This window comes from Paraburkholderia sediminicola (assembly GCF_046030555.1).
GTDB classification, from domain to species: Bacteria; Pseudomonadota; Gammaproteobacteria; order Burkholderiales; family Burkholderiaceae; genus Paraburkholderia; species Paraburkholderia sediminicola_E.
This window is the reverse complement of record NZ_JAQQCH010000015.1, coordinates 1-13699: the sequence shown is the minus strand read 5'-3', so window position 1 is coordinate 13699 and position 13699 is coordinate 1. Positions and strand designations below refer to the sequence as shown.

Sequence of the window (13699 nt, the reverse complement as noted above, 5' to 3'; positions counted from 1 at the left end):
GCTGCGCACATCGTGCGTCAATAGCATGATAGACGGTGATATCAGCGCCGAAAACGTCGGACATATGCCCCTATTCGTCATGCAAATAGCGCATGAGTGGCGACGATCATGCACGTTGCGCAAGCCGTCGCACGAAGCGGTCGCCGACGAACTGCACCGCCGTCACGATCACGATTAGTAACACGATCACGGTCACCATCACCGTGGTATCGAAACGCTGATAGCCGTAGCGAATCGCCAGATCGCCGAGGCCGCCGGCGCCGACCGCGCCCGCCATTGCCGAGGAGCCGATCATCGCTACCACGGTGATCGTAAAGCCGCCAAGAATGCCCGGCAACGCTTCCGGCAGCAGCACGTGCCAGATGATATGCCGGCGCTGCGCGCCCATTGCCTGAGCGGCTTCGATCAAGCCGCGGTCCACTTCGCGCAAGCTCACTTCAGCCACGCGTGCAAAAAAAGGAATTGCCGCGATACTGAGTGGCACGATTGCCGCCCATACGCCGATCGTCGTGCCGATCAGCAAACGCGTGAGCGGCAGCAGCGCAACCAGCAAAATGATGAACGGTGTGGAACGAAACGCATTGACGAGCGCGCCGAGCGTGCTGTTCACCACTCGTTTTTCAAAGATGCCGCCGCGTGTGGTGGTGACCAGCACCAGTGCGAGCGGAATGCCGATCAACGCCGCCACGAAGGCGGATACGCCGACCATGACGATGGTGTCGCGAATAGCATCGGCGAGTTCCGAGAGCCAGAGATCAGACATAGCCGAGCACCTCGACATGATTGGCATAGTGACGCGCGCGCTCGAGCAGCGCCGCGACCTGCTTTTGCACCGTGCCATCCGCGTTCGCACGCACTTCTGCCGACATCACCAGGCGCCCTTGCGCATGCCCCTGAATCCGGTCGATGCCGCCATGCACGAAGCTCACCCGGCCGCCTTCAATGCTCAATGCGGACGTCAGCCCGCCGAGGTCAGGTTCACGTGCATCGCTGCCGGTGAAGCGCACATCAAGCAGAATCTGTGCATCCGCCTGCTCGATCTCGTGAAATGGTTTCACTCGCGCGGCCAGGTCCGCAGGCAGGTCATGCACCAAGGTGCGCAGCAACGCACGCGTCGCGTCATGCTGCGGGTCGCCGAATACTCGCCATACGGGTCCCGTTTCCACCACTTCGCCGCGCTCGATCACCGCCACCGTATCGCAGACTTCGCGAATGACCTGCATCTCATGCGTAATCAGCACGATGGTCAGATTGAGCCGCTGGTTGATATCGCGCAGCAACGCGAGAATGGCTTGCGTTGTTTCCGGATCGAGTGCGGACGTCGCCTCATCGCACAGCAGAATGTCCGGGTCGGTCACGAGGGCCCGCGCGATCCCGACGCGCTGCTTCTGGCCGCCGGACAAACTCGCCGGATAGGCGTCGCGCTTGGTCGACAGACCGACCAGTTCGAGCAAGGCGTCGACCTTTTTGTCGATCGCCGCTTTTGGCGCGCCGGCGATTTTCAGCGGCAACGCAATGTTTTCGCGTACCGTCTTCGCGGAGAGCAAATTGAAATGCTGGAACACCATGCCGATACGGCGCCGCAGCGTGACGAGTCCACGTTCGTCCAGCTCGCCGACGCTCACGCCATTCACGCGCACCGCACCGGAACTTGGCTTTTCCAGACCATTGACGAGCCGCAACAGCGTCGATTTGCCCGCGCCGCTGCGACCGATGATGCCGAACACTTCGCCGCGCGCCACATTCAGCGTGACATTCGCAAGCGCCGCGGTCGGCACACCGCGCGTGCTGGTGAATACCTTGCCGACGTCGTCGAATACGACGGCTTCTCGCTCGGCATCGGCCGCAACACGATTCAAGGCGAGCGACGACGGCGCGTCTTCAATGAACTGCGGCACATCGAATAGATTAGCCATGGCTTCGCTCCCCTATGCTTCCACGGTGGATGGCGCACCGGTTTGCACGCTACGCCGATGCTGCGCACCGGCATGCACTGCGGGCAGCCGCGCACGGCCGCCACCGAATAGCTTTTCGCGCAGCGTCGGCGCCGGGTCGTAGTCTTCCTTGTAGACACCGCGATTCTGCAATTCCGGCACCACCAGATCGACGAAGTCTTCGAACGATTCGGGCATGACGGTACGTGTCAGATTGAATCCGTCGACGCCGGCCTCTTCGATCCACGACTCCAACTCATCCGCGATCTGCTGCGGCGAGCCAACTACCGGTTTCGCGCGGCCGCCGAGCGTCATCTGTTCGAGCACCTTGCGCTTGGTCCACACGCCGCTCACGCTCTTCTTCGAAATCGCTTCGACCGCCGATTGCATCGATTCGGTCTTCACATACGAAATCGGTTCGTCCAGTTCGTACTGCGAGAAATCGATGCCGGTCGAACTGGAGAAGTGCGCAATACCTCCCTCGGCGCTCGCATAGCGCCGGTATTCTTCGAATTTCTCCTGCGCGGCACGCTCTGTTTCACCGACTACAACGGTGATGCCGGCAAAGATCTTGATATCGTCAGGCGCGCGGCCGAAGCTCACCGCCCGTGCTCGAATATCGTCGACAATGGAGCGCGTGAGCTGCTTGTTCTGACCGCCAACAAACACGCATTCCGCATGACGTGCCGCGAAATCGACGCCGCGGCTCGACGAGCCCGCCTGATACAGAACCGGCGTGCGTTGCGGCGACGGCTCACTCAAATGAATGGCGTCGATCGAATAGTACGGACCGTCGTGTTTTACGCGATGCACCTTGTCGGGATGCGAAAAGATACGCGTCGCCCGATCGCGCACCACCGCATCGTCCTCCCAGCTTTGTTCCCATAGCTTGTAAACCACGTCCATGTAATCGTCCGCGCGGTCGTAGCGGTCATCGTGGCTGATCTGCTGCGCGAGACCCATGCCACGTGCCGCGCTATCCAGATAGCCGGTGACGATGTTCCAGCCCACCCGGCCCTTGGTCAGATGATCCAGCGTCGACATGCGGCGCGCGAACAGATACGGCGGCTCATAAGTCAGATTCGACGTGACGCCGAAGCCGATATGCTTCGTCACATGCGCCATCGCGGGCACGATCAGCGATGGATCGTTGATCGGAATCTGCACCGATTCGCGCAACGGCGTTTCGGGGCCGCCTTGATAAACGTCGTACACACCGACGATATCCGCGAGAAAAATCCCATCGAACTTGCCGCGCTCGAGCGTTTGCGCAAGGCTCGTCCAGTAATCGAGGTCGGTGTAACGCGCGGAACGGTCGCGCGGATGCGTCCACAGACCATGATTGATATGACCGACCGCGTTCATGTTGAACGCGTTCAGCAGGATCTTTTTCTTCGCCATCGTGCGGCTCCTTGCTTTATACAACGCTAGCTGCGTGCCTGGTTGCGTGACCTGGCTGCGCGACTTACCAGGCGACGGCGTAGAGATTGCCGAAGGCTTTGTCGAGCGCGGCGCGCACAGCGGGCGAATGCTGATAGATCGAGATGAACTTGCGGATGCGCGGGTCGTTGACACTTTCCGGGCGCACCACCCATTGGATCGCATAGTTCTTGTTTTCCAGGCCGTCGAACAACAATGCGCTATTCGGATCGGTGGTGCCCGCGAGCTTGATGAAGCTCGGGTAGCCCTGGGCGAGATCGACGTCGTCGAGAGAGCGGGCCAGCTGCGAGGCCTCGAGCTGAACGATCTTCAGGTGCTTCGGGTTGTCGATGATGTCGAGCGTCGTGGCGCGATAGTCGATGCCCGGCGTCAGTTTGATGAGACCGGCGCGTTGCAGCAACAACAGACCGCGCCCGCCGTTGACCGGATCGTTAGCGATGGCGACAGTGGCACCGTCTTTCAATTCGTCGAAGCGTTTGATCTTTTTCGAGTACAGACCGATCTTCATGATCGTGCCCGGCGCGATTGCAACGAAGTTATAGCCGCCCTGCTTCTTTGCGTTCTCGAGAAACGGAATGTGCTGGAAATAGTTGACGTCGATATCTTTGTTGGCAAGCGCCGCGTTCGGCGTATTCCAGTCGGTGAACTCGATGATCTTCACATCGAGCCCTTGCTCCTTCGCCTCGCGCGCGGCCACTTTGAGCGCCTCGATTTGCGGGCTGGTGGCGGTGCCGATTTTCAGCGTGGGCGTGTCTGCCGCGACTGCGGACGCCGCCGGCAACGCCAGTGCGAAACCAAGCGCGCCGATAAGCGTTAGAGCCGGCGCGCGGAAAAGACGTCGTACGGTAGCAAGAGAAATACGCATGGTGATCTCGTCAGGTTTGGGGCGTGGCGTGTTTCGAGGCGAGCCGATCCCACGGCATGCGGGCGAGCGTGCCGGAATCAGTCGGACAACAGAAATCTGCAACGCGCGGTTTAACCGGCGCGCAGCAGTAATGGAACGCGCGAGCGGATCAGCGCGGACAGCGGCAGGTCGGACAGGTCATCGCCTCTCTCCAGATGAGGTGCGAATCATGATAGACGGCGGGAAACCAGCGGTCTACGAACGGATTTTGGGAAGGAAAGCGGGAAAAATGATTTGGGGGAGCCAGGATCGCCAGTTGGACCTGAAAACCACAACATCCTGAAACAGGCGACAAGCCGTCTGTCACGCCGAGTGCGATCAACACGGCGCTCAAGAAAAAACGCCGGATGCGCTTTCGCGCGATCCGGCGTCCTGCAGCCATGCCTCAGCAGCAAACCCTAGCGCTTCGCCACCTGATCCACCGGCACAGAAGCAGTTGCAGCAGCCGAAGTCGAAGCCGGTGCAACTGCCCCCACTGCGTCATCACCCGCAGGTTTCGCATCGCCCCAGCCGCCGCCCAGCGCGCGAATCAGATTCACCGTCGCCACCGCTTGCGTGCCCGACAGATGGCTCGCCTGCAGTTGCGAAGTCAGTACCTGCCGCTCGCCGTCGATCACATCCAGATAGCTGACCGCGCCTTCCGTGTACTGCGTGCGCGACAGATGCGCTGCCCGTTGCGAAGCCGTGACCGCATCGTTTTGCTCACGCATCTGATCGTCGAGCAAGCGCAGATCGGCCAGGTTATCTTCAACCTCACGGAACGCCACCAGCACCTGCTGACGATATTGCGCCACGTCTTCGTCATACTTCGAGCGAGCTTGCGCGAGGTTCGCCTTGCGGCGACCACCGTCGAACAGAGGCAGCGTCAGCGCGGTACCGGCGAATGGCCCGAGAATGAACGCGCGGCTCGACCACATGAACAGATCGCCCAGCGTGGCCGATTCAAAGCCAGCCCCACCCGTGATATCGAGCTTCGGGAAGAACGCCGACTTCGCCAGACCGACCCGCGCATTCGCCGCCATCATCGCCCGCTCCGCCGCCGAAATATCCGGCCGGCGTTCGAGCAACGCCGACGGCAGACCCGGCGGCACACGCACCGTCACCGGCGCGAGCGGCGCTTCCGCGAACGAGAAATCCGCCGGCGGCTTGCCAAGCAGAATCGCGAGACTATGCTCGGAGGCTGCGCGCTGACGCGCCACGCCAACCGCATCGGCCCGCGCGCTCGCCAGTTCGTTGCGAGAACGCGAAACATCCAGTTCGCCGATATCGCCTTCCTTGAAACGCCGCTCGACCAGCTTCAGCGTGTCCTCGCGCAACGCCACGGTACGACGGTACAGATCCTGATCCGTATCGAGCTCGCGCAGCTGGAAGTAATTCTGCGCGACATCAGCTTGCAACGACAACTGGACCGACCGGAACAGCGCTTCAGTTTGCTGCTCGTCCGCACGCGTCGCATTCACATTCGACCCGACCCGCCCGAACAGATCGGTTTCATACGATGCACCCACCTGGGCACGCCAGATCGTGCCGTTCGTACCGCCCGCGCTATCCGGCTGGAATTGCGACGCTGCCGATGCCCGTTCACGTGTCGGGCCAAAACCCGCATCGAACTTCGGGAACCAGTCCGACTTTGCCGCCTGCGTCACCGCACGCGCCTGTTGCACACGCGCCGCAGCCGCCTTCAGGTCCTGGTTCGCAGCAGCAGCCTGCTCTTCCAGCGCGTTAAGCTGCGGATCGCCGAAAATCGTCCACCATTCGCCGCGATGCGCGTCGTCGGCAGGTTGGGCCTGCTTCCACGTGCCGGCATCCTGAGCCGATGCAGCGGACGCAGCCGACGCCCCCGTCGCAGCAGCGGGCGTTTCCTTGAATGCGACCGGCGTATCCACCTCCGGCCGCTTATACGTGGGCTCCACGGAGCAGGCGGCGAGCAATGCAACCAGCAAACCACTGGTAGCCGCCCGGCCCCACCCACCAAAAGAATCAAGACGTTTCATTATTGTTTTCTCCTCAGGCGTCCGTCACCGGCGCCCCAAGGTGCGGCGCGTCTTTCTGCGCGACGTGAATCGTCCCGCCCGCCAACGTACGCAGCACCACATAGAACACAGGGGTCAGCATCAGGCCGAACAACGTCACGCCGAGCATGCCGAAGAACACCGCGATACCCATCGCGTGACGCATCTCCGAACCCGCCCCACTCGACAGCACCAGCGGCACCACACCCATGATGAAAGCGATCGACGTCATCAGGATCGGACGCAAACGCAAGCGGCTCGCCTCGATTGCCGCCGCCAGCGGCGTACGCCCGTCATGCTCCAACTCCCGGGCGAACTCGACGATCAGAATCGCGTTCTTCGCCGATAGCCCCACCAGCACCATCAAGCCGATCTGCGTAAAGATGTTGTTGTCGCCACCCGTGAGCCACACCCCCGTCAGCGCGGACAGCACGCTCATCGGCACGATCAGGATCACCGCGAGCGGCAGCGTCAGGCTTTCATATAACGCGGCCAGCACGAGGAACACGAGCAGCACGCTGATCGGGAACACCCACAAACCCGCGTTGCCGGCGATGATCTGCTGATACGTCAGGTCGGTCCATTCGAGCTTCACACCATGCGGCAAGGTTTCGGCCGCCACGCGTTCCGCCGCGGCTTGCGCCTGGCCCGACGAGTAGCCCGGCGCCGGTCCACCGTTGATGTCGGCAGCTGTATAGCCGTTGTAACGCACCACCATTTCCGGGCCATACGTAGGCGTCACCGTCACCAGGGACGACAGCGGGACCATGTCGCCAGCAGCATTGCGTGTCTTCAGTTGCAGAATGTCGTCAGCACGTTGACGGAACGGCGCATCCGCCTGCACCCGCACCTGATACACGCGGCCAAAGCGGTTGAAGTCGTTCACATACAGCGAGCCCAGATAGATCTGCATCGTGTTGAACACGTCCGTGACCGGCACACCGAGTTGCTTGGCCTTCACGCGATCCAGATCGACGTTCAGCTGGGGCACGTTGATCTGATAGCTCGAGAACGTCGGTCCAAGTTCAGGTGTTTGCGCCGCTTTCTTCACGAACGCTTCCGCAGCCTTGTTCAACTCGGCATAGCCCACCGCGCCGTGATCTTCCAACTGCATCTTGAAGCCGCCGAGCGTGCCGAGACCCAGCACTGGAGGCGGCGGGAACACCGCGACGAACGAATCCTTGATCGCACCGTACTGCTGGTTCAACGCACCGGCAATCGCACCGGCCGAGAGCTTCTTGTTGCCGCGCTCCTTGAAAGGCTTCAACGTAACGAACACGATGCCCGCGCTCGAGCTATTGGTGAAGCCGTTCACCGACAAACCCGGGAACGCCACCGCGCTTTCCACGCCCGGCTGCTTCAGCGCGATCGCGCTCATATCGCGGATCACTTTTTCCGTGCGATCCAGCGACGCGCCGTTCGGCAACTGCGCGAATGCAATCAGATATTCCTTGTCCTGGGCGGGCACGAAACCGCCCGGCACGACGCGCGAGATCAGCACCGTCGCACACAGCAGGATCGCGTAGACCGCGAGCATCGCGCCTTTACGGCGCAGCACGCCCTTCACACCACGGCCATACTCCGTCGAGCCGCGATGGAACACCTTGTTGAAGCCCTTGAAAAAGCGGCCCAGCACACGATTCATCACACGCGTCAGGAAGTCTTCCTTTGCGCCGTGGCTGCGCAACAGCAGCGCGGACAAAGCAGGCGACAAGGTCAGCGAGTTGAATGCCGAAATCACTGTCGAGATCGCGATGGTCATCGCGAACTGCTTGTAGAACTGACCCGTCAGGCCAGTCATGAACGCGAGCGGTACGAACACGGCGACCAGCGTCAGCGCGATGGCGATAATCGGCCCACTCACTTCCTGCATGGCCTTATAAGTCGCATCGCGCGCACTGAGCCCGCTTTCAATGTTCCGTTCGACGTTCTCCACCACCACGATCGCGTCGTCGACCACGATGCCGATGGCCAGCACCATCCCAAACAATGACAACGCATTGATCGAGAAGCCGAATGCCAGCAGCAACGAGAACGTGCCGACAATCGACACCGGTACCGCAATCAGCGGAATGATCGACGCACGCCACGTCTGCAGGAACACGATCACCACGATCACCACCAGCGCAATCGCTTCGAGCAGCGTGTGAATCACCGCCTCGATACTCGAGCGCACGAACTGCGTCGGGTCATAGACGATCTTGTATTCGACGCCGGCCGGCATATCTTGCGCCAGCTCCTTCATCGCCGCACGAACCTGATCGGAAATCGCCAGCGAGTTCGCACCAGGCGCCTGATTGATAGCAAGGGCCACCGCAGGCTTGTTGTCGAGCAGCGAACGTAGGCCGTATTCCGACGCCGCCAGTTCGACACGTGCGATATCACGCAGGTATGTCACGCCGCCATCCGGCGCGGTTTTGACGATGATGTCGCCGAATTCGCCCTCAGTCTTCAAACGGCCACGCGCATTCACCGACAACTGCAATTGCGTGCCCGGCACCGAAGGCGATGCGCCGATCACACCGGCTGCCACCTGAATGTTCTGCTCACGAATTGCGTTGACCACTTCGGTCGCCGTCAACCCGCGCTGTGCGACTTTCTGCGGATCGAGCCAGACGCGCATCGCGTAGTCGCCCGAACCCCACAACTGCACTTCGCCGACGCCCTGAATCCGCGCCAGCCGGTCCTTGACGTTGAGCAGCGCGTAGTTGCGCAGATACGTCATATCGTAGCGATTGTTCGGCGAGATCAGGTGGACCACCATGGTCAGCGTGGGCGAACTCTTGATGGTCGTGATGCCGAGGCGCTGCACATCTTCCGGCAGGCGCGGCAGCGCCTGATTGACGCGGTTCTGCACCAGTTGCGTCGCAAGGTCCGGATTGGTGCCGAGCTTGAAGGTCACCGTCAGCGTGAGATTGCCGTCGCTATTGGCTTGCGACTGCATATACAGCATGTTCTCAACGCCGTTGATCTGCTCTTCGAGCGGCGCGGCGACGGCTTCGGCGATCACTTTCGGATTGGCACCCGGATATTGCGCGTGCACCACCACCGAAGGCGGCACGACTTCCGGGTACTCCGAAATCGGTAACTTGAAGAGCGCAATGATGCCGCCCAGCAGAATCAATACCGATAGCACGCCGGCAAAGATCGGCCGATCGATGAAGAATTTGGATATGTTCATGGGAAGCTCTTAACGTTGGAGCATGCGCCGCTACGGCTGCCTGAAGGGCCACACAAGGTGGCGCTACCTAAACGCGGCGCACGAGACTCACGAATTCTTGTCCGCTGTTTTCGCTCGCGTCTGTGCGAGCGGTGCGCCGTTCGGGTCCTGATCGGCGGTCATCGGCACCATGTGAGCGCGTACTGCATCGCCCGGGCGCACACGCTGGATACCGTTCACGACGATCCGGTCGGTCGCCAGCAAACCGCCCTTGACGACGCGCAGGTTGCCCTGCATGTTGCCCACCGAGATTTCCCGATATACGACGTGATTGTTCTGGTCGACCACCAGCACGAACTTCTTGTCCTGATCGGTGCCCACCGCTGCATCGTCGATCAGCAGTGCGGGATGCGGTTCGCTGCCGCCGACCTTGACGCGGGCATACAGACCTGGAATCAATGCACCATCCTGGTTATCGAAGCGCGCGCGCACCCGAATCGTGCCGGACGACGTATCCAGCCGGTTATCGACGGATTCGATCGTGCCGCTGCGTGAGTAGCCGCTTTCATCCGCCAGACCCAGGTCCACCGGCACCTTGCGGCCGTCTTTCGCCCGGCTCAGGTATTGCAGGTAGGTTTGTTCGTCAACGTCGAACGATGCGTAGATCGGCGAAACCGACACCAGCGTGGTCAGCGGTGCCGAGCCTGCCCCCGCGGCCACCACATTGCCCACGGTGATTTCCGCGCGCGAGACGCGGCCCGCCACCGGCGCAACGATCTTCGTGTAGCCGAGATTGATGCGCGCGGTTTCGACGGCGGCTTGCGCGGCCTTCAGGTTGGCGCTTGCTTCGCGCGCGGCGTTCTGCTTCTCGTCGTAATCGCGCTTGGCGATTGCGTTGTCGGCGATCAGGCGCTGCGCGCGTTCCCAATCGCTTTGCGTGTAGCCCGTACGCGCTTGCGCCGCCGCGAGCTGTGCTTCCGCGCGATCGACTTCGGCTGTGTACGGACGCGGATCGATCACGAACAGCGTATCGCCTTTCTTCACGAGCGCACCGTCCTTGAAGTTGACGGACACGATCGTGCCCGGCACCTGCGAACGGACGTCCACTTTTTCGACCGCTTCGAGGCGGCCCGAATAGCTTTGCCAGTCAGTGATGGTCTTTTGCACCACAGTGGCAACATCGACCTCCGGCACGATGGTCGGTGCGGCGGGCGAGCTCGCGTCGACACGAATCGCGCCGAACGTGCCCAGCCCGGCCACGACGATGACGGCTAGCGCGGCAATCGCCACACGGCGACGGGAAAGAGGAAGGATAGTCATGAGAGGCTCCCGGTATCGTTGATTAAAGTTCTGCTTATTTCTGTCTCAGCGATGGGCGCGCGAATCAAAGCGCCACTGAAAAAATCGCACTGCTTCCTGCAACGCAGGTGGATGGTCGGCCAACGCGGCGTGCGAGACGCTGGGATAGCGGACCACCTGGGTCAGCACACCCGCGTCGATCAGACTGCTCGCGTATTTCTCCGCCTCCACATGCAGCACATCGTTTTGCGCCGTCGCGATCAGCGTGGCCGGCAGGCCCGCGAGGCGCGACGACTCGAGCGGCGCGGCATACGGATGCATGCGTTGCGACGCTTGCGGCAGATACGCGCGATAACACGCCGCGCATTCCTTCGCGGTGATGTCCGAACTGAGCCGTAGCTCGTCGCCGAGGCGCGTCAGGCTTGGATCCAGCATCGGTCCGAACAGCGCCTGCGCGGCAATGCGAACGTCGCCGCGGTCCCGCGCGATAAAAGCGAGGCAGTTGGCCAACTGCCCGCCTGCATCGTGGCCCGCCACGCCGATCTTCCCGCTATTTCCGCCAAACGCGCGTGCTCTTGTCTGCACCCACAGCGCCGCGCGGTGTGCGTCTTCAGGCGCCGCCGGAAACGGAAACTGCGGCGCCAGCGAATAACCGACCGAGACGACGAGCGCCGGTAAGTGTTCTGCGAAATAACGTGCGGCGTACTCGGCCTGATCGATCGAGCCCTTCGTAAAACCGCCGCCGTGAAAATAAAGCAGTACTGGCAGTGCGGTTTTTTGTGACTGCCGGTACAAACGCAACGTAATGTCCTGCGCGTGCCCTTCGATCTGCACGTCAGTTACGTCGAGTGCCGTGCTGTCTGCCTGCGCCGGGCCGCTGCCGGCGGGCACAAAGGAGTACGGCGGTTTAAATGCATCCATGTCGAGCCGCGCAATGCGCATAGAACTTCAATGGTGCGAATTGTGGGTTCAGCAGACTCGTAAATAAATGCCTATAATCCGGCAACACAATTCGGCGCCCCTGAACAATCGAATGCGATTGCTCTGCGGATTCGATTCCTGCTCAGTGCGCCCGCCCCTATCTGGAGGTTTGCAATGGACCGGCTTCAGGCCATGCAAGTGTTCACGCGCGTCGTCGACACCAACAGCTTTACTCGTGCGGCGGAAACGCTCGACCTGCCGCGCGCATCGGTTACCACCATCATTCAGAACCTCGAAGCGTTCCTCGGCACGCGGCTGATGCACCGGACCACGCGGCGTTTGTCGCTCACACCGGACGGCGCGGCGTATTACGAACGCTGCGTGCGCATCCTTGCGGACGTCGAAGAAACCGAGGCCAGCTTCCAGAGCGGCAACAAGAAGCCGCACGGCAAGCTGCGCATCGACATGCCCGGATCGATCGGGCGCCTGCTGGTGATCCCTTCGCTGTGTGAATTCCACACGCGTTACCCGGACATCGACCTGCAACTTGGATTGACGGACCGGCCCGTCGATCTGTTGCAGGAGGGCGTGGATTGCGTGGTACGTGTGGGTGCACTACAGGATTCGTCGCTGGTGGCGCGGCGCATCGGTTTGTTCGAGGGCGTGACGTGCGCGGCCCCCGACTACATCGAGCGTGCGGGCATGCCGGCTTCGCTCGAAGACCTCGAGAATCACAAAGCAGTCAATTATTTTTCCAGCCGCACGGGGCGCACGATCGATTGGGCCTTCATGGTTGATGGCAAAGAAATTGAAGTGAAGATGAAGGGCATTGTGTCGGTGAACGACGCCGATGCCTACGTAACTTGCGGACTGGAAGGTTTCGGCCTGATTCAGCCGGCGCTCTTCATGGTGTTGCCGCATCTGCGTTCAGGCCAGCTGGTTGAAGTGCTACCGGAACTGAAGCCTTTGCCGATGCCGATTTCCGCAGTCTATCCGCACAGTCGGCATCTGTCGCCTAAAGTCCGTGTTTTCGTAGACTGGATCGCGGAGTTGTTCGACCGCTGCCCATTGCTGAGCGGACGCGGCAGTCTGGACGCAATGTGCACGAAGCGTACTTTCGAAGAACGCGAATCTGCCCCGACACTCGATACGCCGGTGATAACGGAGTGGGTTGCCTGATTCGCGCGAGTTGAAGTACAGAATCTGGAACAGTGAATTCCAACCGCGGCTCTAATGCTGCGGTTGTCCGCAGTTGTCCTGTCATTGCCCTGCAGTTGTACGAGAGACTCGCACGTCGCACCGATTGTTCTGGAATCGCGACAATTCATTTCGCGAAAGTGCGATTTATCCGAGTCGCCTCGAAGTCTACATTTCACCCTGTCGCAGCGCTCCTCGTGCTGCAAACGAATCGACAGGAGTGAATCATGAAACGCAATCTCTTAGCAGGTCTGGCTCTTTCGCTGCTTGCCAGCGCACCGGTTTTTGCTCAAAGCAATAGCGGTGGGATTGGGCACGCCGGCACATACGAAACGCAACCCGCACCGACTACAGGCGGCAAAACCCGTGCTGAAGTTAAGGCCGAACTGGTCGCGGCGTATCGTGACGGCTCGCTGCCTGCATTGAATCGTACGTCGTATCCGAATAAAGGTCTGATTGGTCAGACGCAGGCTGCGCGCATTGCATTGCAGGAAGGTGGCAGTGGTGACGTGACACGTGTTGCCACCGGGCAATGAGGCTGATGCATCGCGATGATTCGGTTTCCGAAAGAAATAGTCATTGTGGTGGTGGTTGTGCACTCTTTATACAGGAGCATGTTATGACGCCGTCTGAACTTGATCATTGGGATAGGGATACGCCTGTGCCTGTGTGGACGCCTTATCGGGCGTCTTGATGGTTTGGGGTTTGGGTTTGGTTTTTTTGCCTGCGCGGCGCTTATTGTCTGTTGGCCTGTGGCGTTGGCCTTTCCTTGAATTCTTATTGGTTTATTAGCGTCGCCCCTGTGCGGGGCAGGCACTTACTTCTCTTTGCC

General features: G+C 60.8%; 10 protein-coding genes. 2 read left to right on the top strand and 8 right to left on the bottom strand.

What is annotated here, in order from left to right; all coding sequences use genetic code 11:
* Positions 1-106: 106 nt before the first annotated feature.
* From PQQ52_RS21185 to PQQ52_RS21150, 8 genes are all read right to left on the bottom strand, one after another.
* Positions 107-763: a methionine ABC transporter permease gene (locus tag PQQ52_RS21185; protein WP_120344862.1), complete on the bottom strand. Its 657-nt coding sequence runs from the start codon at positions 761-763 to the stop codon at positions 107-109.
* Positions 756-1916, bottom strand: coding sequence for a methionine ABC transporter ATP-binding protein (locus PQQ52_RS21180; protein ID WP_408215414.1), 1161 nt, complete (start codon positions 1914-1916; stop codon positions 756-758). The genes PQQ52_RS21185 and PQQ52_RS21180 overlap by 8 nt, the downstream gene beginning before the upstream one ends.
* 12 nt (positions 1917-1928) lie before the next feature.
* Positions 1929-3335, bottom strand: a complete 1407-nt coding sequence (locus tag PQQ52_RS21175; protein WP_408215412.1) for an LLM class flavin-dependent oxidoreductase — start codon at positions 3333-3335, stop codon at positions 1929-1931.
* Positions 3336-3399: 64 nt separating this feature from the next.
* A complete protein-coding gene (locus PQQ52_RS21170) occupies positions 3400-4239 on the bottom strand; it encodes a MetQ/NlpA family ABC transporter substrate-binding protein (RefSeq protein ID WP_408215409.1) in 840 nt (279 codons plus the stop codon).
* A 437-nt stretch (positions 4240-4676) separates the two neighbouring features.
* Entirely contained in the window at positions 4677-6272 is a 1596-nt protein-coding gene (locus PQQ52_RS21165; RefSeq protein ID WP_408215407.1) for an efflux transporter outer membrane subunit, read from the bottom strand.
* Positions 6273-6285: 13 nt separating this feature from the next.
* Positions 6286-9471, bottom strand: coding sequence for an efflux RND transporter permease subunit (locus tag PQQ52_RS21160; RefSeq protein WP_408215405.1), 3186 nt, complete (start codon positions 9469-9471; stop codon positions 6286-6288).
* 87 nt (positions 9472-9558) lie between these two features.
* Entirely contained in the window at positions 9559-10770 is a 1212-nt protein-coding gene (locus PQQ52_RS21155) for an efflux RND transporter periplasmic adaptor subunit (RefSeq protein WP_408215402.1), read from the bottom strand.
* Between the two features lie 45 nt (positions 10771-10815).
* The gene (locus tag PQQ52_RS21150; RefSeq protein WP_408215399.1) at positions 10816-11670 is read right to left on the bottom strand and encodes an alpha/beta hydrolase; all 855 of its coding nucleotides are present in this window, start codon (positions 11668-11670) and stop codon (positions 10816-10818) included.
* Positions 11671-11844: 174 nt separating this feature from the next.
* Here PQQ52_RS21150 and PQQ52_RS21145 point away from each other — a divergent pair, with 174 nt between their 5' ends.
* Both PQQ52_RS21145 and PQQ52_RS21140 read left to right on the top strand, forming a co-directional pair.
* Complete coding sequence (locus PQQ52_RS21145) at positions 11845-12849, top strand: LysR family transcriptional regulator (protein WP_408215396.1); 1005 nt, start codon at positions 11845-11847, stop codon at positions 12847-12849.
* A gap of 245 nt (positions 12850-13094) precedes the next feature.
* A complete protein-coding gene (locus tag PQQ52_RS21140) occupies positions 13095-13403 on the top strand; it encodes a DUF4148 domain-containing protein (RefSeq protein ID WP_408215393.1) in 309 nt (102 codons plus the stop codon).
* Positions 13404-13699 lie beyond the last annotated feature (296 nt).

Coding starts and splice junctions, on each gene's coding strand:
- PQQ52_RS21185 (WP_120344862.1), bottom strand. CDS start 763: ATGTCTGATCTCTGGCTCTCGGAACTCGCCGATGCTATTCGCGACACC.
- PQQ52_RS21180 (WP_408215414.1), bottom strand. CDS start 1,916: ATGGCTAATCTATTCGATGTGCCGCAGTTCATTGAAGACGCGCCGTCG.
- PQQ52_RS21175 (WP_408215412.1), bottom strand. CDS start 3,335: ATGGCGAAGAAAAAGATCCTGCTGAACGCGTTCAACATGAACGCGGTC.
- PQQ52_RS21170 (WP_408215409.1), bottom strand. CDS start 4,239: ATGCGTATTTCTCTTGCTACCGTACGACGTCTTTTCCGCGCGCCGGCT.
- PQQ52_RS21165 (WP_408215407.1), bottom strand. CDS start 6,272: ATGAAACGTCTTGATTCTTTTGGTGGGTGGGGCCGGGCGGCTACCAGT.
- PQQ52_RS21160 (WP_408215405.1), bottom strand. CDS start 9,471: ATGAACATATCCAAATTCTTCATCGATCGGCCGATCTTTGCCGGCGTG.
- PQQ52_RS21155 (WP_408215402.1), bottom strand. CDS start 10,770: ATGACTATCCTTCCTCTTTCCCGTCGCCGTGTGGCGATTGCCGCGCTA.
- PQQ52_RS21150 (WP_408215399.1), bottom strand. CDS start 11,670: ATGGATGCATTTAAACCGCCGTACTCCTTTGTGCCCGCCGGCAGCGGC.
- PQQ52_RS21145 (WP_408215396.1), top strand. CDS start 11,845: ATGGACCGGCTTCAGGCCATGCAAGTGTTCACGCGCGTCGTCGACACC.
- PQQ52_RS21140 (WP_408215393.1), top strand. CDS start 13,095: ATGAAACGCAATCTCTTAGCAGGTCTGGCTCTTTCGCTGCTTGCCAGC.